The 19,288-nt window shown below is 68.3% G+C and carries 18 protein-coding genes; 9 read left to right on the plus strand and 9 right to left on the minus strand.

The window, feature by feature from the left end:
• Positions 1-53 precede the first annotated feature (53 nt).
• From HMPREF0321_RS04865 to HMPREF0321_RS04885, 6 genes are all read left to right on the plus strand, one after another.
• Positions 54-440: a helix-turn-helix transcriptional regulator gene (locus tag HMPREF0321_RS04865; protein WP_006944798.1), complete on the plus strand. Its 387-nt coding sequence runs from the start codon at positions 54-56 to the stop codon at positions 438-440.
• A complete protein-coding gene (locus tag HMPREF0321_RS15425) occupies positions 437-583 on the plus strand; it encodes a hypothetical protein (protein WP_006944664.1) in 147 nt (48 codons plus the stop codon). Before HMPREF0321_RS04865 ends, HMPREF0321_RS15425 begins: the two co-directional genes overlap by 4 nt.
• Positions 580-2,541: a cation-translocating P-type ATPase gene (locus HMPREF0321_RS04870; RefSeq protein ID WP_006944623.1), complete on the plus strand. Its 1,962-nt coding sequence runs from the start codon at positions 580-582 to the stop codon at positions 2,539-2,541. The genes HMPREF0321_RS15425 and HMPREF0321_RS04870 overlap by 4 nt, the downstream gene beginning before the upstream one ends.
• A gap of 80 nt (positions 2,542-2,621) precedes the next feature.
• Positions 2,622-3,059 carry a signal peptidase II gene (locus HMPREF0321_RS04875; protein WP_235006024.1) on the plus strand — a complete coding sequence of 146 codons (438 nt, stop codon included), beginning with the start codon at positions 2,622-2,624 and terminating at the stop codon, positions 3,057-3,059.
• Between the two features lie 68 nt (positions 3,060-3,127).
• Positions 3,128-3,721 (plus strand): cadmium resistance transporter, encoded by a 594-nt coding sequence (locus HMPREF0321_RS04880; RefSeq protein WP_006944675.1) that lies wholly within the window; start codon positions 3,128-3,130, stop codon positions 3,719-3,721.
• 236 nt (positions 3,722-3,957) lie between these two features.
• Complete coding sequence (locus HMPREF0321_RS04885) at positions 3,958-4,563, plus strand: recombinase family protein (protein ID WP_006944698.1); 606 nt, start codon at positions 3,958-3,960, stop codon at positions 4,561-4,563.
• Here HMPREF0321_RS04885 and dnaB read toward each other — a convergent pair.
• The 3 genes from dnaB to HMPREF0321_RS04905 form a co-directional block, all read right to left on the minus strand.
• A complete protein-coding gene (gene dnaB / locus HMPREF0321_RS04890; RefSeq protein ID WP_074041083.1) occupies positions 4,528-5,925 on the minus strand; it encodes a replicative DNA helicase in 1,398 nt (465 codons plus the stop codon). The genes HMPREF0321_RS04885 and dnaB overlap by 36 nt on opposite strands.
• Positions 5,926-6,694: 769 nt before the next feature.
• Positions 6,695-7,807, minus strand: coding sequence for a peptidoglycan-binding protein (locus HMPREF0321_RS14725; protein WP_006944790.1), 1,113 nt, complete (start codon positions 7,805-7,807; stop codon positions 6,695-6,697).
• Positions 7,808-8,190: 383 nt separating this feature from the next.
• On the minus strand, positions 8,191-9,288 hold the full coding sequence (locus HMPREF0321_RS04905; protein ID WP_139023553.1) for an NlpC/P60 family protein: 1,098 nt from the start codon (positions 9,286-9,288) through the stop codon (positions 8,191-8,193).
• 346 nt (positions 9,289-9,634) lie between these two features.
• On the opposite strand from HMPREF0321_RS04905, the gene HMPREF0321_RS04910 reads away from it, so the two are divergent.
• Both HMPREF0321_RS04910 and HMPREF0321_RS14730 read left to right on the plus strand, forming a co-directional pair.
• Positions 9,635-10,969, plus strand: coding sequence for an MATE family efflux transporter (locus HMPREF0321_RS04910; RefSeq protein WP_254653969.1), 1,335 nt, complete (start codon positions 9,635-9,637; stop codon positions 10,967-10,969).
• 106 nt (positions 10,970-11,075) lie between these two features.
• Positions 11,076-11,897, plus strand: a complete 822-nt coding sequence (locus HMPREF0321_RS14730) for a serine hydrolase (protein WP_006944609.1) — start codon at positions 11,076-11,078, stop codon at positions 11,895-11,897.
• Between the two features lie 94 nt (positions 11,898-11,991).
• Here the strand turns inward: HMPREF0321_RS14730 and rplI are convergent, their stop codons facing one another.
• From rplI to HMPREF0321_RS04945, 6 genes are all read right to left on the minus strand, one after another.
• The gene (gene rplI / locus HMPREF0321_RS04920) at positions 11,992-12,438 is read right to left on the minus strand and encodes a 50S ribosomal protein L9 (protein ID WP_006944736.1); all 447 of its coding nucleotides are present in this window, start codon (positions 12,436-12,438) and stop codon (positions 11,992-11,994) included.
• Between the two features lie 20 nt (positions 12,439-12,458).
• Positions 12,459-12,695, minus strand: a complete 237-nt coding sequence (gene rpsR / locus HMPREF0321_RS04925) for a 30S ribosomal protein S18 (RefSeq protein ID WP_006944621.1) — start codon at positions 12,693-12,695, stop codon at positions 12,459-12,461.
• Between the two features lie 128 nt (positions 12,696-12,823).
• Positions 12,824-13,486 (minus strand): single-stranded DNA-binding protein, encoded by a 663-nt coding sequence (locus tag HMPREF0321_RS04930; RefSeq protein WP_006944764.1) that lies wholly within the window; start codon positions 13,484-13,486, stop codon positions 12,824-12,826.
• A gap of 32 nt (positions 13,487-13,518) precedes the next feature.
• Positions 13,519-13,806: a 30S ribosomal protein S6 gene (gene rpsF, locus HMPREF0321_RS04935; RefSeq protein ID WP_038569923.1), complete on the minus strand. Its 288-nt coding sequence runs from the start codon at positions 13,804-13,806 to the stop codon at positions 13,519-13,521.
• Positions 13,807-14,019: 213 nt separating this feature from the next.
• Positions 14,020-15,387: a hypothetical protein gene (locus tag HMPREF0321_RS04940; RefSeq protein ID WP_006944687.1), complete on the minus strand. Its 1,368-nt coding sequence runs from the start codon at positions 15,385-15,387 to the stop codon at positions 14,020-14,022.
• Between the two features lie 27 nt (positions 15,388-15,414).
• Entirely contained in the window at positions 15,415-17,577 is a 2,163-nt protein-coding gene (locus tag HMPREF0321_RS04945; protein WP_006944793.1) for a transglycosylase domain-containing protein, read from the minus strand.
• Positions 17,578-18,019: 442 nt separating this feature from the next.
• Between HMPREF0321_RS04945 and HMPREF0321_RS04950 the strand changes: the two genes are divergently transcribed.
• Entirely contained in the window at positions 18,020-19,009 is a 990-nt protein-coding gene (locus HMPREF0321_RS04950; RefSeq protein ID WP_040014517.1) for a GTP pyrophosphokinase family protein, read from the plus strand.
• Positions 19,010-19,288: the final 279 nt, after the last annotated feature.

The raw sequence follows: 19,288 nt of genomic DNA on the forward strand, positions 1-19,288 counted from the left end.
ATCGGTGTCACCGAGATTGGCCGATCAATGGCTGATGTCGTTATTATCGGCGCATGTCGATGAGAAGTGAGGTTGCAGACGACCCGGGGCTGCAACCAGACCTGACCGCCGCGGTAGCGCTGTTCCGGTCGCTGGCTGATCCCACCCGGCTCGCGATCGCTCGCCGGCTGGCTTCGGGGGAGGCTCGGGTGGTCGACCTGACCGCGGAGCTCGGCCTGCCGCAGTCCACGGTGTCATCCCACGTCGCGTGCCTGCGCGACTGCGGGCTGATCGACTACCGGCCGCAGGGACGGTCCTCGGTCTACCGGGTCACCCACCCAGAGCTGATCGAGCTGTTTGCCGTGGCCGAGACCCTGCTCGGCGCGACCGGCGAGGCCGTTGCACTCTGCCCCACCTACGGAGATGTTGCCCGTCCTGGTGCCGAGAAGGTGAAGCGGTGACCCAGCTGTCCGCCGTCGAGACCGAGCAGCTGACCCGGCGCGGTCTGCGGCTGGCCCAGTTCACCGTCGCCTACAACCTCATCGAGGGCGCGGTCGCGATCACCGCCGGCATCCTCGCCACGACCGAGGAAGTAGCACCATGACGGATGCATGCGGCTGCGGCCACGACGATCCGCGCGATGACGAGCTAGCGGAGCTAGAGCCTGAGCGGCTCTGGGAGGTCAGCGAGCTGCGGTTCGCCGCGTTCGCTGGAGTCTTCCTCGTCGCAGGCTTCATTGCCGACCGCTCCGGTGCCTCCGGTTCGACGGTGACCGGCCTGAACGGCGTCGCCTTGGCGCTCGGCGCCTGGACCTTCGTCCCGAGCACCCTGAAGCGTCTGGTCAAGGGCAAGATCGGCGTCGGCACGCTGATGACGATCGCCGCGGTGGGCGCCGTCATCCTCGGCGAGGTTGCCGAGGCAGCGATGCTGGCCTTCCTCTATTCCATCAGTGAGGGCTTGGAGGAGTACGCCGTCGCCCGCACCCGCCGCGGCTTGCGCGCACTGCTGTCGCTGGTTCCGGCGGAGGCCACTGTCCTTCGCGACGGCACCCAGGTCACCGTCGCTCCGACCGAGCTCGCGATCGGCGACCTGCTCCTGGTCCGTCCGGGTGAGCGCGTCGCGACCGACGGCGTCGTTCGTGACGGTCGCACCGCTGTGGACGTCTCGGCCCTCACCGGGGAGTCCGTCCCGGTCGAGGTTGCCGCCGGAGACGCCGTCTACGCCGGCTCCATCAACGGAACCGGCGTGCTTGAGGTCGAGGTCACCACCACCGCCGAGGACAACTCCCTGTCCCGGATCGTCACCATCGTCGAGGCCGAGCAAGCCCGCAAGGGCAACGCCCAGCGCCTGGCCGACCGGATCGCCAAGCCGCTGGTGCCCGGCATCATGGTCCTCGCCGGAAGCATCTCGATCATCGGTAGTCTGCTGGGCGATCCGGCCACCTGGATCGAGCGCGCGCTGGTCGTGCTGGTCGCGGCCTCCCCGTGCGCCCTGGCGATCTCCGTTCCGGTCACCGTGGTCGCCGCCATCGGTGCCGCCAGCCGCATCGGCGCCCTGGTCAAGGGCGGCGCCGCACTGGAAGCACTCGGCCGGATCCGTGCCGTTGCCCTGGACAAGACCGGCACGCTGACCCGCAACCAACCGTCAGTGGTCCAGGTCGCCACCGCTCCCGGCCACACCCAGGAGCAGGTCCTTGCGATCGCGGCCGCGCTGGAGTCGCGCAGTGAGCACCCACTGGCCCGCGCCATCCTCGCAGCCGTCCCGGTGTACCGCGACGCCGAGAGCGTGGAGGCCATCACCGGGGCAGGCCTGACCGGCACCATCGACAGCCGCCAGGCCAGACTCGGTCGGCCCGGCTGGATACCCGCAGGCGACCTCGCCGACCCGGTCACCGCCATGCAGGAGGCCGGCGCCACCGCCGTGCTGATCGAGTACGACGGTGGCGTGGTTGGCGCCATCGCTGTCCGCGATGACCTGCGGCCCGAGGCCGCGGAGGTCGTCGCCCGACTCCGCGCCGACGGCTACCAGGTCGCCATGCTCACCGGCGACAACGAACGCACCGCCGCCGCGCTGGCCGCCCAGACGGGCATCACCGACGTGCACGCCGAGCTTCGCCCGGAGGACAAGTCGGCCATCATCCGCCGGCTCCGCGAGGACCGGCCGACCGCGATGGTCGGCGACGGAGTCAACGACGCCCCCGCACTGGCCACCGCCGACGTCGGGATCGCGATGGGCGCCATGGGCAGCGACGTAGCCATCGAGACCGCTGACGTCGCCCTCATGGGTGAGGACCTACGGCACCTACCGCACACCCTGACCCATGCGCGCCGCGCCAGGTCCATCATGCTGCAGAACGTCGCACTGTCTCTCGGCCTAATCGCCCTCCTGATCCCGCTCGCTGCTTTCGGTGTGCTCGGACTCGCCGCGGTGGTGCTGGTCCACGAGGTCGCGGAGATCTTCGTGATCGGCAACGGCGTCCGCGCCGGCCGTACCCGGCCGCTCCCACCACCACCGGCAGCCACGCCCGCGGCTTCGGTGCCAGCGGAAGCCGACGCCAGGTGATTGGCCGTGCCAGCGAGACGGCGGCGCCTGCGAGAACAAGTCGCGGCACGGTCCTGCTCACAGCCGCGGCCATCGCTGCGGTGGACCTGATCGCCAAGGGCGCCTCTGAGGCCCGGCTCGCCGAGTCCACCGTCGATCTCGGAGTCATCCAGCTGCAGCTGGCCTACAACTCAGGCGTGGCATTCAGCATGGGCGACAAGCTGCCCGCCGGCGTGGTCGTGGCCATCACCGCTGCCATCTCTGTCGCGTTCGTCTTGTACGCCTGGCACCGGGCTCCGCGAGCCGGGCGGATGGAGCAGATCGCCGGGGGCGCCGTGATCGGCGGCGCCGTCGCGAACGTGGCCGACCGTGCCCGCGACGGCATGGTCACCGACTACCTGCACACCGGCTGGTGGCCCACCTTCAACCTCGCCGACACATTCCTCGTCACCGGATGCGTCGTGATCGCACTGGTGCACGCGCGCCCCGGGCGCGCGGCGGATGACGAAAAGGAACAGCGTCACACCAGGAACCCGTGAACACGGCACCAGAGCAGGCACGCGCGCAGTAGCACTCGAACAACGTCGACGGAAGGAGACGAATACGCATGGATACGACCGCCGCCGCGCTGCAGGCGATCGGCTTGTACCTGGTGACGAACATCGACGACATCATCGTCTTGTCCCTATTCTTCGCCCGAGGAGCCGGGCAACGAGGCGCCACCACCAAGATCATCGCCGGACAGTACCTCGGGTTCGGTGGCATCCTTATCGCCGCATTAGCAGTGACCTTCGGCGCCGGATTCATCCTTCCCGACGACGCCATCCCGTACTTCGGTCTTATCCCGCTCCTGCTGGGCATCTATGCCGCCTGGCAGGCGTGGAGCAACGGCGACGATGACGACAACGTCGCGGACCGGCCCGTCGGCGCCCTCACGGTCGCCGCGGTGACGTTCGCCAATGGCGGAGACAACATCGGGGTCTACGTCCCGGTGTTCCTGGCGGTAGGTACCGGCGCCCTTGTGGCCTACTGCCTCGTGTTCCTGGCGCTGGTCGTCGTCCTGGTCCTCGCCGCGAAGTTCGTCGCAACTCGTAAGCCGATCGCCGAGGTGCTTGAACGCTGGGAGCACATCCTCTTTCCGCTGGTCTTGATCGGCCTGGGCATTGTCATCTTGGTTGAGGGCGGCGCGTTCGGCCTGTGACCCTCAGCTGCCGAACCGGGCTCGGCCAGTTGGCGTTGGTGCAGTCGTCCCCCGGGGTTGGTGTCCAACGCGTCCGGGGCCAGATCGGACCGTCACCCTGGGGCCAGATCGACTTGACACAATCACATTAGCGCGGATGGGGTACACCCTATTTGCACTAGCACGGGCTGATCGGACGCGCATGCGAATAGGGTCGGTAACCGTCTTTTTGCCCACTTTGCGGGTAGGGTCTAGACATGCCGGGTCAAATCGTGGGGTACGCACGCGTCTCGTCGACGTCACAGAATCTCGCTAGGCAGCTCGAAGCGCTTAGGGGCGTCGATGAGCTGTTCACTGACCATCAATCGGGCAAGAGCCGAGCCGATCGCGCTGGCTTGTCGGATGCGCTGCGCTACGTGCGTCGCGGTGACACGTTGCGCGTCGCGTCGATGGATCGACTCGCGCGATCGCTGATCGACCTCGAGCAGATCGTCTCCGACCTCACCGCGCGCAAGGTGAGCGTCGAGTTCGTCAAGGAACGCCTCACCTTCTCACCCGACGCCACGGCCGACCCGTTCGCGACGTTCCAGCGCCAACTCATCGGCGCCGTCGCCGAACTCGAGCGTTCCCTCATCCGCGAACGCCAACGTGAAGGCATCGACCTGGCAAAAGTACGCGGCGTGTACAAGGGCCGTGCCCGCCGCCTCACCGACGAACAGGTTGCGCACGTGCGTCAGGCAGCAGCCGCCGGCGCGAACAAGGCCAAGCTCGCGATCGACCTTGGGGTCTCACGCCGCCTTATCTATGACGTCATCGCTGGCAACGGCTCAGAAGTTCTGACCGCCCATGTCCTTGAACCGTGAGTAGTGACCCTGGAACGCGACCGTGATGTCGGCCGTCGGGCCCGCACGGTGCTTGGCGACGATGATCTCGGCCTCGCCGGCCTTCTCCGACTCCTTGTTGAAGTAGTCGTCACGGTGCAGCAGGATCACCATGTCGGCGTCCTGCTCGATCGAACCCGATTCACGCAGGTCCGCCATCTGCGGGCGCTTGTCGGTGCGCTGCTCGGGGCCACGGTTCAGCTGCGAGATCGCGATGACGGGTACCTCGAGCTCCTTCGCGAGCAGCTTGAGCGCACGCGAGAACTCCGACACCTCCTGCTGACGTGATTCGACGCGCTTGCCCGAGCTCATGAGCTGCAGGTAGTCGATCGCGATGATCTTCAGGTCGTGGCGCTGCTTGAGCCGGCGCGCCTTCGCGCGGATCTCCATGAGCGACATGTTCGGTGAGTCGTCGATGAACAACGGCGCGTCCGAGACGCGGCCCATCGTCGTCGCCAGACGCGTCCAGTCCTCGTCACGCATCTGGCCTTTTCGCATGTGCTGCAACTGAATTCCGGCCTCGGCCGACAGCAGGCGCATCGTGATCTCCGTGCGCCCCATCTCGAGCGAGAAGAACGCGGCCGTCATGTTGTGATGAATCGCGGCGCTGCGAATGATGTCCATGCCGAGCGTCGACTTTCCCATGGCCGGTCGTGCCGCGATGACGATCATCTGCCCGGGGTGCAGACCGTTCGTCAGCCCGTCGAGCTCGGAGAAACCCGTCGGCACGCCGACCATCTGCCCGTCGGTGCCGGAGGCCTGCTCGATCTCGTCGGCCGTCGCCTCGATGACGTCGCCGAGCCGCACGTAGTCCTCGCCGCCACGCTTGTCGGCGACGGCGTACACCTCGGCCTGCGCGGCGTTGACGATGTCCTCGACGTCGCCGCCCTCGTCGCCGTAGCCCATCTGCACGATGCGGGTGCCGGCGTCCACGAGCCGGCGCAGCACGGCCCGTTCGGCGACGATCTGCGCGTAGTACCCGGCGTTCGCGGCCGTCGGCACCGACGCGATGATCTGGTGCAGGTACGCCTGCCCGCCGATGCGCGCGAGTTCGCCGCGCTTCGTCAGCTCGTCGGCGACGGTGATGGCGTCCGCCGGCTCACCTCGGCCGTACAGGTCGGTGATCGCGTCGAAGATCGTCTCGTGCGCCGGGCGGTAGAAGTCGATGCCCTTGACCTCGGCGATGACGTCGGCGATCGCGTCCTTGCTCAGCATCATGCCGCCGATGACGCTCTGCTCCGCCTGCAGATCCTGCGGCGGCAGCTTGCCCGGCGGCATCGACGACGAACCCGCCCCGTCGAACTCCGGCGGCGCCTCGTACGGCTCCAGCTCAGCCACGCTCACAACTCCTCGAATCGGGTGCCACCCGCCCGGCCGACGCCGCACGATCCGTCACGACCCACCCTTGCACTCACCACCGACAACAGTAGGCAGACGCCCCGTCCGTTCACGAACCCGTCTGTGGACGGTGCTGTGGACAGGGTGTTGGAAACGCCGGTGGCGGTTGTGCACAGACCCGGGACGAACCTGTGGATGATTCGCCAGCCCGTCGTGGGAACCGCGCCACTGCGGTGATTCGCCGATCCACACCCTGTGGACGAAGATTGCTCCCGGTCGTCGACAACCTGGGTTGTCGTCCACAGCCCCGAAAGCTCCCCCACCCCCCACCAGCCGGTCACGTCGCGTTCACGGCCCGCTTGGCGCCCATCGTCCTGCGCGAGGCGGACCACCACGCCACATCAGCCCCACGAGCACCTCGCTGCAGCGAGCGAGGACACCCCGACGCACGAACGTTCGCCGTGGTCATCTTCCGAGGGTGGAACTCTCACATGCGGTCGAGTTCCGCCCCCTGAAGCATGGCGAACCAGTGGGGGGCTGATGCGCCGGGGTGCCATCCCACTCAATCAAGACCACCCCGGCTTCCGGGCGTCACGACACACCTCAGCGCTGGATCGAAACTGTTTTCACAGGTTCACACGCACGGCGCGTGAGCGCCTGCCACCCGTCGACAGCCCGCGCGGTCGACACCCAGCCTGCGCGGCATCCCACGCCGCGCCGCCACGGCAGTGCACGTGAGGCACCCCACCCGGGCAGGCCGGGTGGGGTGTCGCCGTCAGGATCCGTTGCGCGAGACGCCGACCGTGCCCGGGACGTAGGTGGTGCCGAGCTCCTTCGAGTCGGCGATCTTGATGCTCGTGTAGGAGGAGCAGTCAACGATGCCCCAGTGCAGGTGCGGTCCCGTCGAGAAGCCGGTGTTGCCCGACAATGCGATCTTCTGCCCCTGCGAGACTTGCTGCCCCGCAACGACGTTCATCGACGACAGGTGCGCGTACTCCATGCAGAAACCGGAGGCGTCCTTGATGAGGACGGTGTTGCCACCGGTGACGTTGTTCTCGGTCTTGAACACGACGCCCGACGCGGAGGCGACGACCTGCGTCCCCGTCGGAACCCCGAAGTCGACGGCGTGCTTGTCGTAGTACTTGTGATGGCTCGCCGCCCCGTACGGACCCTGCGTGATGGGCGCCGGGTAGCCGTTGAGGAACGGTAGCTCGTACGGCGCGTCCGGGTGGACGAGCGGCGGGACGCCCGGCTGGCCGGGGGTGCCGGTGTCACCACCGGTCGGCTGGTCCGTGGCGAGAGCGAGGGCATACGTCGTCTTCGCCCCGACGACGCCGTCGACGCCGAGGCCGTGCGAGCGCTGGAACGTCATGACCGCCGACTCGGTGAGCGGCCCGAACACGCCGTCGACGTTCACCCCGAGCTTCGACTGGATGGCGCGCACGAGCGGGCCCGAGTCGCCGCGTCGGACGACGTCGCCGGCACTCGGCTGTGCGGACGACGCGTCGAGCGCCGCCCACGTACGGGGGCCGACGACGCCGTCGACGTCGAGGCGGTTGGCGCGCTGGAAGTCCTTGACGGCCGCTGTCGTGACCGGGCCGTACCAGCCGTCGACGACGAGAGCGAGGCGAGCCTGCAGCGTCTTGACGGCCTCGCCGCGCGAGTCGAAGGTCAGCACGGGCGAGGTGGTGGGAGCGGGCGCCGGCGCCGGCGTCTCCTGCGCCGCGAAAGCCGGGGCAGCCATCACAGCCGCTCCGGCGACGGGCAGCGTCGCGCCCACGCCGAGCGCGAGGGCGGATCGGGAGCCGCGGGCTGCGGCAGCACCGACGCGCGCGGACTCGACGCGGCCGTGGCGCGTGGCAAGGTGCTTCGGCAAGTACTTCGTCATGGCGGTTCGCTCCGTCGTCGAAGAGCGCCGGTCGACTCGCGGTGGGCGCTCGTGCTCACGTGTCGCACGGGGGTGCGACATGTCGAGGATGCACGAGCCGAACGTCGCCGCAAAGCACCCCGAAAATCACATGCATGTCGTTCTGGCACCCCGTGATCTTCCTGTGATCACGCGGCTGACGGGCACTTTCGGCATGGTTCCGGGCAGCACGAAACGAACATCCTTTCGAGCCTCGAAAAAATGTTCGACGAAATATTCACCATTCAGTTTTGTCCACGATGTGGGACGGCGCTCGGTCCGTCGTCCGCGTCAGCTTCCCCACTGTCGGTACGACCGGATCCGAGCGCCACCCCCTGCCATCGCGGCAGTCTCGACGCCGTCTTTCAGCGCAGCACGCGCGCGTAGCTCGACGGCTTGCCGTAGATCGCGCGAACACCCACGGTGGAACCCGGGTGCGGTGCGTCGATCATCATGCCGTCGCCGAGATAGATGGCGACGTGATACGCCGGGTAGCCGTAGAACAGCAGGTCACCCGGCTGCGGGTTCGTCGTGCTCGGGAAGTACGCCTGCTGCTGCGCGGAGACGCGCGGCATCGTGATGCCGTACTGCTTGAACACGTACGAGACGAAGCCGGAGCAGTCGAAGCCCGACGGCGTCGAACCGCCCCACACGTACGGCACACCCTGGAACGTCTTGGCGTACGCGATGATCTGCGCGGCCGTCGCGGACGGAGCAGGCGTCGTCGGCGTCGTCGGCACCGTGGGAGGCGTCGCCGGCGTCGTCGGCGTCGTGGGCACCGTGGGAGGAGTCGGCGTCGTGGGAGTCGGCGTCGTGGGAGTCGTCGTCGAGCAGCCCAGCTTCGACCACGTCAGCTTGCCGACGATGCCGTCCGCGTACAGACCGTTCTGCGCCTGGAACGAGACGACCCCTGCACGCGTGGCCCGCCCGAAGATGCCGTCGACCTCGACTCCGACCTTGCTCTGCAGCACCTTGACGAGCGCGTGCGTCGAACCGAAGCGCAGCGTCGTGGTGTTCGCGGAGCACGTCGTCGGAGTGGTCGGCGTCGTCGGAGTGGTCGGCGTTGTCGGAGTCGTCGGCGTCGTCGCCGCAGCGAGCTTCGCCCACGTCAGCTTGCCGACGATGCCGTCGGCGTACAGCCCGTTGCTGCGCTGGAACGACTTCACCGCCGACAGCGTCGCAGGGCCGAAGATGCCGTCCGCGTTGACCTGGAGCTGCGCCTGGATCGCCTTCACCGCTTCCCCACGGGAGCCGAAGAACAGGACGGGCTTGACGGTCGGTGTGGTCGCACTCGGCGTGGTCGTACCCGTGCCGGGTGCGGCCATCGCGGGCGCGGCCGCGACGAGGGCTCCGGTGGTCGGGATGGCGAGTGCCACCCCGGCGCCGAGGCCGGATCGAAGAGCGAGCTGCGGGCGCACGGTGCGCTCGCGTCTCCTCATGTGCAGGGGAGCATGTGTACTCAAGTGAGCAGCCTTTCTACGGTTTTCGCGTTCCAGCGCACCGCGTCTCCAGGGTGGAGACGCACGCCACTGCCACACCCTCGCCAGCCCCCGCTCACAAAGGTGCAGGCTTCACTCTGCCCGAGCGTTTCCTGAGTGCGAAATGAAAGTTGCCGACACGCCCGCTAAATGCTTGACTCGACGCGCGCCGCGCGCGATGAGCGGCCACGACGCCCACCTGGATCTTTCCCGTCGTTCCGCGTAGTTTCGGGCCAATACCAGGTGTCAGGGGGCTCCGCCGAGCAGGCGCGCCGACGCGGTTGCACGAGAGGACATTTTTTCTCATATGATGAGACGGGCGGCGCGAGAAGTGCAGGAAACCGAGTCCCTGGGGCCCCAGATCCGCGCTCTTGCCGTGCCGGCCTTCTTCACGCTCGTGGCCGAGCCTTTGTTCCTCATGACCGATTCGTCGATCGTCGGCCACCTCGGCGTCACGCAGCTCGCGGCGCTCGGAGCCGCGAGCGCCGTCCTGCTCAGCCTCACCGGCATCTTCGTCTTCCTCGCCTACGCGACAACCGCACTCGTCGCACGCCGCATGGGCGCGAACGACGAGGACGGTGCGATCGGGGCGGGCCTCGACGGCGTGTGGCTCGCGTTGGTGCTCGGCATCCCGCTCGCCGCCGCGACGTTCGCCGCAGCGCCACTCGCGGTGCGCGCGATGACCAGCGCGCCTGAGGTCGTGGACGCCGGCGTCACATACCTGCGGATCAGCGCCCTCGGCATCCCGGCGATGATGGTCTGCCTCGCAGCGCAGGGGCTGCTCAGGGGCCTCCAGGACACGCGGACGCCGCTGCTCGTCACCGTCACCGGATTCGCCCTCAACGCGGCACTCAACGCCATCCTCGTCCTCGGTCTGCACACCGGCCTCGCCGGCTCGGCCGCCGGCACCACGGCCGCGCAGTGGCTCATGGCGTTCGCCCTGCTCGCCTCGATCGGCCGACGGGTGCGCCATCTCGACGTCCGCCCCCACCCGGGACGTGTCCTGGGTGCGGCACGCGCCGGGGCGCCGATCCTCGTGCGTACGATCGCGCTGCGCGCCGTCCTGCTCCTCACGACGGCCACCGCCGGGTTGTTCGGCCCCGGGACCCTCGCGGCGCACCAGATCGCATCGACGATCTTCACCTTCCTGACGTTCGCGCTCGACGCCGTCGCCATCGCCGCGCAAGCGCTCGTCGGCGAATCACTGGGCCGCGGTGACGCCTCACGCACCCGCGAACTGACCGCGACGCTCACCCGATGGGGTTGGCGCTGCGGACTCGTCGGCGGTGTCGCGACGCTGGTCACCGCGTGGTGGGTGCCCCTGCTGTTCACCTCCGATGCGACGATCGCGCACACGACGAGCGCCGCCCTCGTCGTCATCGCCCTCGTGAGCGCACCGTCGGGCGTGCTGTTCGTCCACGACGGTGTGCTCATGGGTGCTGGGGACGGCGCGTTCCTCGCCCGTGCGCAACTGGCGCTTCTCGTGGGCTACCTGCCGCTCGTGTGGATACTGAGCACCTCGCGGGATGCCGTCACAGGCTGGGGGGCCGCGGCGCCGCTCGTCGCGGTCTGGGTGCTGTATGCGCTCTACCTGCTCGCGCGCATGGCCGTGCTCGACCACCGGCGTCGAGGCACCGCCTGGATGCACCTCGAGAGCGCCGGCTGACGCCCCGGTCCCGCCGGCCCCGATGCTCGCGGGGCCGCGAATGCCCCATGGGCCGCCCTCACCCACTATCTTGAGGTCATACGCAGGCATCTCTCAGGGAGTTCCCATGACGCACTACCTCGATGATCGACTGCTCACGAGTCACGGCGTCAGCCGCCGGACCGCACTCACCGGAGCGCTCGCACTGGGGGCCACCGGCGCCGTCTCGACGCTCGGGGCGAACCGGGCCTCGGCCACCACGGTGGGGCTCTACGACAAGATGCACGCCATCGACGCATCCACGACCGGCGGGTTGTCCGTCGCCGTGCACGATCGGCGCAGCATGCGGGTGTGGCAGTACAACGCGCCGTTCCGCAACGAGTGCGCGAGCATCGTCAAGGTGCTCATCCTCGCGACCGTCTGCTCGCGCGCCCAGAAGGCGGGGCGCGGCCTCACCGCGTGGGAGAAGAGCCAGGCCTCCCCGATGATCCGCGTCAGCGACAACAACGCGGCGACGAACCTGTGGCGCAGCGTCGGCGGCGCACCCGCGGTGCAGGCCGTCGCGAACAGCCTCGGCATGACGTCGACGCGCGCTGCCGGAGCCTGGGGTCTGACGACGACCTCCGCCTACGACCAGATCGTCCTCATGAACGAGATCAGCTGGCGCGGCAGGCTGCTCAACGCCGCCAACCGTGGCTACATCCTGACGCTCATGGGACAGGTCGCGGCGGATCAGCGTTGGGGCGTCGGCTCGATCGGCACGAGTCAGGTGAAGAACGGCTGGCTGCCCTACGCCGGTCTGTGGCGCGTCAACAGCATCGGCCACGTCGGCGGAAGCCGCAACCACACGCTCGCCATCCTGCAGCGCACCCCGACGATGGCGATCGGCACGTCCGTCGCCAACCGCGTCGCCGCGACCATCCACGCGCACCTCGCGACCGCCCTCTGACGCACGCACGTCGAAGCCCCGCCCACGGACGAACCGTGGCGCGGGGCTTCGACGTCGCTCCGCCCCGGACGAGGCCGGGGCGGAGCGGTGAGGATCAGGCGCGGGCGACCTTGACGTCGACCGTGGCCTGCACCTCGGGGTGCAGACGCACGAGCACCGAGTACTCGCCGAGCGAACGCATCGGCGTCGTGATCTCGATCTTGCGCTTGTCGACGGAACCGGCGCCGGCTTCCTTGATCGCGTCGGCGATCTCACCGGTCGTGACGGCGCCGAAGAGGCGGCCGTTCTCGCCGGCGCGAGCCTTCAGCGTCACCTTGGCGTTCTCGAGGTTGCCCTTGACGGACTTCGCCTCTTCGAGCGTCTTGATGGAACGCGTCTCGCGAGCCTTCGTGATCGAGTCGACCTGCTTCTGGCCGCCCTTCGTCCACTCCGTGGCGAGGTTGTTGCGCAGAAGGTAGTTGCGGGCAAAACCGGGCTTGACGTCGACGACGTCGCCGGCCGTGCCGAGCTTGGAAACCTCGTGGGTCAGGATGACCTTCATGTCGGTGTTCCTTTCCTCGATCAGCGAGCGGAGCTCGAGTAGGGAAGCAGAGCCATCTCACGCGCGTTCTTGACGGCGTTGGCGATGAGGCGCTGCTCCTGGACGGAGACACCGGTGACGCGACGGGCGCGGATCTTGCCGCGGTCGGAGATGAACTTGCGCAGCAGCGCAGCGTCCTTGTAGTCGATGTTCTCGACCTTCGCCGCCTTCAGCGGGTTGGCCTTCTTCTTGGGCTTGCGCACAACGGGCTTTGCCATCGTGGTGCTCTCCTTCTATGAGAGCCCGAGTGGTGACTCGGGATAGCGAGTGTGTGAGTGGCCGGCACGTGCGTGCCGGGCCGGTGGGGCGTCATCGTCGTGGTGACGCCCGGGAAGAGGAGGAACGATCAGAACGGGGGCTCGTCGTACGACGGGCCGGTGGACCAGCCACCGTTGCCGCCGCCCTGCGAGCCGTTCGGCTGGCCGCCGGCGTTGCCACCCGAGTTGCCGCCGAAGCCGCCACCCGAGTTGCCACCGGTCGCCCACGGGTCGTCGGTCGGGCTGCCACCGAAGTTGCCGCCCTGAGAACCCGAGTTGCCGCCGAAACCGTTGCCACCGCCGGAGTTGCCCCCGAAGTTGCCCTGGCTGACGTTGCCGCCGCCGTTGCCACCTCCGAAGTTGCCACCCTGGCCGCCGCCGGAGCGCTGGGTCTTGTTGACCTTCGCCGTGGCGTACCGCAGCGACGGGCCGACCTCGTCGACCTCGAGCTCGGTGACGGTGCGCTTCTCACCCTCCTTCGTCTCGTACGAACGAGACTTCAGACGGCCGGTGACGATGACGCGCGAGCCGCGCTGGAGCGACTCCGAGACGTTCTCCGCTGCCTCGCGCCAGATGGAGCAGGACATGAAGAGCGCCTCGCCATCCTTCCAGTCGTTCGACTGGCGGTCGAAGACGCGCGGGGTCGAGGCGATGCGGAAGTTCGCCACGGCAGCGCCGTTCGGCGTGTAGCGCAGCTCGGGGTCGGCAACGAGGTTGCCGACCATCGTGATGTTGACGTCACCTTGCGCCATGGGTGGTTCCTCCTACTGAATGTGGGGAGTTCTCAGGCGTCCTTGCGCAGGATCTTGGTGCGCAGGATGGACTCGTTGAGTCCAAGCTGACGGTCAAGCTCTGCAGCGGTGGCCGGGGTCGCGTTGAAGTCGACCACGACGTAGATGCCTTCGGACTTCTTCTTGATGTCGTAAGCCATGCGGCGACGGCCCCAGACGTCGACGTTGTCGACGGTGCCGCCGTCCTTCGTGACGACAGAGAGGAACTTCTCCAGCGAGGGCTGGACCGTGCGCTCGTCGAGCTCACCGTCGAGGATGATCATCATTTCGTAATGACGCATGCGGTAACCCACCTCCTTTGGTCTCAAGCGGTCACGGTCTCTCCGTGACAGGAGGGTTGCAGCGTTGCCGCGCCCTCTCGTCGTCGCACGCACCACGATGGCCCATCGAGCCGTCGGGGAGCACGCGCCGGAGCCACAGGTTGTGGATGAGACGGCACGAACCCCACAAGACTACCCGTAGCCGTCACCGGCGACCAATCTCTGTGGATGAACTCAGGCTGACGCGGCGTTCGCGTGCTGCCGAGCCGTGAGGCCGGCGCGGCGGCCGTCGTCGCCGTCCTCGGATGACGCGACGGTCGACGAACGCGTCGCGCGGATCGCCGCGGTGACCAGGTAGACCAGCCCGACCAGTCGCACCAGGGTGAAGAAGCAATACCAGCCGGAGGGCAGCGCCTTCGCCATGTTCGAGGCGCGCGCGATGAACCCCCACACGGTGATGAAGTAGACGAACTCGGCGCCCGCCCAGACGAGGTGGTCGCGCCACGGCAGCGCGCTGAGCGCGATGAGCGGCAGGACCCACAAGCACGCCTGCACTGGCAGGGCACGCGACGTCAGCATCACCGTGACGAGCATGAGCAGCGCGATGGGCGCGAGCGGCAGCCGCTCACGACCCTGAGCGAGAATCGCCCCCAGCGCGATCGCCGCGATCCACCCGAGCACGGCGAGGCCCGTCAGGACGGCAGGTGACAACGTCACGCCCGCGAAGCTGAGGATGTACCAGAGCGAGCCGTACCCGGCGCCCTGCTGGCGCCAGGCGGTGAACGCGGTGAACGGGTCGCCGCCCCACACGGCGATGACGGCGAACATCGCGACGCACGTCGCGCCCGCCCCGACGAAGAGCGCGAGGGCGCCCTTCGTGTGGCCGCGCACGAGCGCGACGACGAGCGCGGCCGCGAGGACGGCGCCGAGCGTCGGACGCGTCAGGAGGGCGCCCGCTAGCGCCACCCCCGCGAGCGGGAAGCGCGAGCGCTCCCAGGCCAGCAGCCCGGCTGCGACGAGGGCCACACCGAGCGCGTCGAACGAGATGAGCGCACTCGTGATGAGCACCGGCGACAACGCGATGTGGGCAGCCACCCAGGGGCTGTCGGGTCGCGACGCGGCACTCGCGCACACGGCGAGGGCGATGAGCAACGCGACGACGGCGGCCCCCCACGCGAACATCCCCTGCTGCAGCCGCAGCTGCGAACCGCCGGGCACGATCGTGCGCACGAGCCAGGTGATGAGTGCCGTCAGCGGGGGCTGGCCCTGCATCGTCGGGTTCGACCACGGCGACGATCCGGCGGGCGCGGCGACGGCGACGGGCAGGTCGGAGTAGCAGGCGCGCCACAAGGATCCGGGCGTCGCCCACCCCGTCGAGACACAGTGGTTCTTCTGCAGCACCCCGAGCGCGACGAAGACCGCGCTCAGCGCACTGAGGACAGCGGCGGCCGGGCGCCACCCGCGTCGCCCGACGACGGCGTGACGCCCCAGCGGCCCACCGACGACGTGACTGGCCTCCGCGGCCACCGGGTCGGTGCGCGTCGGGGCTCGACCCGAGCTCGGAGCGGTCGTCGGGTGCGCAGGCGTGGCCGTGTGCGTCATGGGGTCAGCCTAAGCGGGGGTGCCCGGTCAGCGACTCGCCGAGGCTCCCGGGGATGACCGGCCGCTCGCGGCGGCCGATGACGCCGCCGTCTGCGGCGGGCTCGTTTCACGTGAAACAGCCGCGCTGGAGGAGGCCGGCAGCGTCGCGTCAGGCGCCGTCGACCCGGACAACGCCGGGCCTGGGGCGTCCGTCGCGTCGGGCTGGGTGGGCTGGACGTTCGACTGCGTCGGCTCCGGGTAGGGCTGCGACGCGGCGCTGGAGGGCGCGGCGTACGTCTTCGTCGGGGTCGGTGACGCAGACGTGGACGCCGACTCGGGCTTGTTCTCGTTGTAGTACGAGCGCTTGGGCAGTTGCGTCTTCTTCTGCCCCTCGAGGGCGGCATCCATGAAGTCGACCCACACCTTGCGCGGCAGACCCGCGCCGTAGACGTCGCTCGCCGTCACACCCGGCAGATTCTGCATCGGCTGCGCCGTCTTGCCGTCGGTGCTGTAGTACATGCCGACACTCGTCGTGATCTGGCCAGGCGTGAAGCCGTTGAACCAGAGGTACTTGTTGCCCGAGGCCGTACCTGTCTTCGACGCCATGGCGCGCCCGAGCTCGTCCTGCGCGCCCGCCGCGGTGCCGTAGACACCCGTCTTGCCGAGCGCCCACGTGAGGTCGTCCGCGATCGCCTTGTCGTACACCCGCTTGCCCTTGGTGTCGACGGTGTAGGAGTACTTGCCGTCGAACGACTTCACCGTCGAGATGAGGTGTCGGTCATGGAACACGCCGCCGGAGTTGAGGGTGTTGTACCCCGTCGCCTGGTCGACGACGCGGCTGTCACCCGTGCCGAGGACGTTGAGGATGTTCGTGTCGTTCATCCCCCCGAGCGTCTTCGGCATGCCCGAGGCCTGCGCCGCCTCGAGCGTATTCGCCGGCCCGATCTCCCGGTTGAGCCGGACGAACGCCGTGTTGATCGAGTACGCGAGCATGTTGCTGATCGGCTGCCAACCCCACGACTCGTTCTGGTTGTTCTGCACGTACTTGCCGGCACCGATCGGCAGATAGTTGTTGCCGTTGTACTGGGTGTCGACCGACTTGCCGTGCTGCAGCGCAGCGATCGCGGTGTACAGCTTCATCGATGACGCGGTCTGCAGCATCGCCTGATCTGCGTCCGAGTAGGGCGACTTCACCGGGTCGTAGTCGGCGCCGCCATACATCGCGACGACGCCGCCGTCGTTCGCACGCTCGGCGACGAGGCCGGTGTGCAGCTTGCCGAGCAACGTGTCAGGCGTGTGCTTCTCCACCGCCGTGACGGCCGCGTCCTGCGCGCGCTTGTCGATCGTCGTCGTGATGCGCAGACCACCGCGGTCGATGTCCTCCTGGCTGAGCTTCAGCTTGCGCGACAGTTCGCCGCGGACGGAGGCGATGACGTAGCCCTGCGGCCCGTCCGCGTACTTGATCGGCTGACGCGGATAGAACTTCGGCATGACGGCCTTGTTGCGTTCCTCGGCCGTCAGCCACCCCATCTTGACCATGCCGTTGAGCGTGTACGCCATGCGCTCGTTGGCACGCTGCTCGGAGTTGGGCCCGACGCTCGGATCCATGTTCTCCGGGTTGTTGACGACGGAGGCGAGGAACGCGCCCTCCACAGTCGTCAGCTGGGAGACGTCCTTGTGGAAGTACGACTGCGACGCAGCCTGGATGCCGTACGTCCCGCGCCCGAAGTAGACGTTGTTGAGGTAGGCCTGCAGGATCTCGTCCTTGCTCATCTCCTGGTCGACCTTGAGGCTGATGACGACCTCCTTCACCTTGCGGGTGACCGTCTTGTCCTGCGTCAGGAAGTAGTTCTTCACCCACTGCTGCGTCAGCGTCGAGCCGCCCTGGCTGCCACCGTCACCGGTGAAGTCGTTGATGAAGGCGCGCGCGATGCCCGTCGGGGAGATGCCGCGGTTCGAGTAGAAGCTGCGGTCCTCGGCGGCGATGAACGCGTGTTGCACGTCGATCGGCACCTTGTTCAGCTCGACGGGGTCACGGTTCGTCGTCGTGAAGCGGCCCATCTCCGTCTTGCCGTCGGCGTAGTAGACGACGGAGACCGCCTGCGTCGCCTGGGCGTTGGCCTTGGGGATGTCGATGAACAGGTAGAGGCCGATGAACGTGAGCACGGCCAGCAGCACGAGGCTCGCGAGGGCGAGCAGGGCGGCGCGCACGATGCGGAACGGTAACGAGTGCGCGCTCTTCTTCTTGCTCCCCCGTCGACGCCGCGCCGCGGGACTCGCGCCCTGGGCGCCCCGCGCACCGGCGCCGGGAGGTGGGTGCCTTGGGACTACCGCTGTTCGACGGACGCGACCCGCCCCTCGACGGGGGTCGCTTCGAACCGGAATCGTTGACCACGGACGTGCCTCACTTTCGCGCGACGCACGACGTGCGGCGTCATTCTCATCGATCAGCGTATCGAGTGGGCTCCCGCCGCGTCCTCGTGGTGGCTGTCAATGCCTGTGCGTGAGCCGTGCCCGGAGCGCCAGCGTCGGGGCAACAGGGTGGTGGAAGTGGCGACGTGGGCAGGCCGTCGGGCGCAGTGCGACGTCCTGTCGGCCGCGGGGCGCTGCCGGCAGGTGACGTGCGCGGGCTGCATCTGTTTGGATGCTCTTCATGAGCCGACGGTCTCTGGAACGCGCGATGGCGACGTACACCTCCCGCTATCCCCGCACGCGGCGGCGTACGGACGACATGGTGCGCAAGGTGCGTTCGATCATCGACGACGCCGGCATCAACTATCTGTCGATCACGGGGCGCGCGAAGTCGCCGGCATCGTTCTCGGACAAGGTCGCTCGACGTGCGAGCGAGTTGGGGCACACCGATTTCGATCCGGCGCTCGACATCACCGATCAGGTCGGCGTCCGCATCATCACGTACGTGCACAGCGACATCGAGCCCGTCGCACAGTTGCTCGCGGAGAACTTCACGGTGCTCGAGGATCGCGACATGGGTCGTGAGACGGCGAGCGAGGGACGGTTCGGCTACGCGAGTCGTCACATGCTGATCTCGAACGATCCGTCGGCGACGGCGTACGACGCGGCGCAGTGCATGTCGGTGCAGTTGCGCACAGTGCTGCAGCACGCGTGGGCGGAATTCGAGCACGACGCGCGGTACAAGGGTGACGTGCCGGCGGAGTTCGCGCATGAGCTGGATCGTCGTTTCACGTTGGCGGCGGGGCTCATCGAGCTCGCCGACCGTGAGTTCTCCGTCATTCGCGACACGTTGTCGAGTGGCCTCTCGCAGCAGGGTGAGGGCCGGTTCGAGGACGGGTTGCGCGTCGACGCCCGCGAGCTCGCGTCGTTCCTCGCGGGCCGGTACGAAACATCGGGCTTCGCCCGGCCGGAGGCGTACGTCGAGGCCGCGAACTGGTTGACGGAGCTCGAGGTGACGTCGATCCCGATGCTGGCTGACGAGCTGAAATCCGTCGACTCGGAACGCATCTCACGTTCGATGGGCTACCGTCACCAGCCCGGTGCCGTGCGCCGGCTCGAGGACGACCTCCTCGCGCGTTACCGCGAGCGTTTCGTCGAGCTACCGGCGAACGAAGAACGTCGCGATTCTCTTCGCGGCCGCTTGCAACGGTTGGGCCGTGTCGGAGATTGAGCAGGCGTGTGAGCCGAGTGATGCGCACCGAGGCGCTCACCCAGTGAGGGACAAGGGGTGACGCAGCGCCGACGTCCAACCCCGCCACGCTCCATCTCCAGGCTCAGAGACCCGCAGCCCCGACCGCCCGCGACGCGGACTCGGGATGACGAGAGCCGCCCCGGCCGAACACCGAGCGTGCGAGGTGTGCGGTCGAGGCGGCTCTCGTCGTTCCGCCCGAAGGCCTGTCGCACCGAGGCGGCGCGCCGATCCTGGGCGAGCCTGCGAGCTCAGGATCCG

The organism is Dermacoccus sp. Ellin185 (genome assembly GCF_000152185.1).
Classification (GTDB): domain Bacteria; phylum Actinomycetota; class Actinomycetes; order Actinomycetales; family Dermatophilaceae; genus Dermacoccus; species Dermacoccus nishinomiyaensis.

Coding starts and splice junctions, on each gene's coding strand:
- HMPREF0321_RS04940 (WP_006944687.1), bottom strand. CDS start 15,387: ATGACGCACACGGCCACGCCTGCGCACCCGACGACCGCTCCGAGCTCG.
- rplI (WP_006944736.1), bottom strand. CDS start 12,438: ATGAAGGTCATCCTGACCCACGAGGTTTCCAAGCTCGGCACGGCCGGC.
- HMPREF0321_RS14725 (WP_006944790.1), bottom strand. CDS start 7,807: ATGACGAAGTACTTGCCGAAGCACCTTGCCACGCGCCACGGCCGCGTC.
- HMPREF0321_RS14730 (WP_006944609.1), top strand. CDS start 11,076: ATGACGCACTACCTCGATGATCGACTGCTCACGAGTCACGGCGTCAGC.
- rpsF (WP_038569923.1), bottom strand. CDS start 13,806: ATGCGTCATTACGAAATGATGATCATCCTCGACGGTGAGCTCGACGAG.
- HMPREF0321_RS04880 (WP_006944675.1), top strand. CDS start 3,128: ATGGATACGACCGCCGCCGCGCTGCAGGCGATCGGCTTGTACCTGGTG.
- HMPREF0321_RS04930 (WP_006944764.1), bottom strand. CDS start 13,486: ATGGCGCAAGGTGACGTCAACATCACGATGGTCGGCAACCTCGTTGCC.
- HMPREF0321_RS04885 (WP_006944698.1), top strand. CDS start 3,958: ATGCCGGGTCAAATCGTGGGGTACGCACGCGTCTCGTCGACGTCACAG.
- HMPREF0321_RS04865 (WP_006944798.1), top strand. CDS start 54: ATGTCGATGAGAAGTGAGGTTGCAGACGACCCGGGGCTGCAACCAGAC.
- HMPREF0321_RS04950 (WP_040014517.1), top strand. CDS start 18,020: ATGAGCCGACGGTCTCTGGAACGCGCGATGGCGACGTACACCTCCCGC.
- rpsR (WP_006944621.1), bottom strand. CDS start 12,695: ATGGCAAAGCCCGTTGTGCGCAAGCCCAAGAAGAAGGCCAACCCGCTG.
- HMPREF0321_RS04870 (WP_006944623.1), top strand. CDS start 580: ATGACGGATGCATGCGGCTGCGGCCACGACGATCCGCGCGATGACGAG.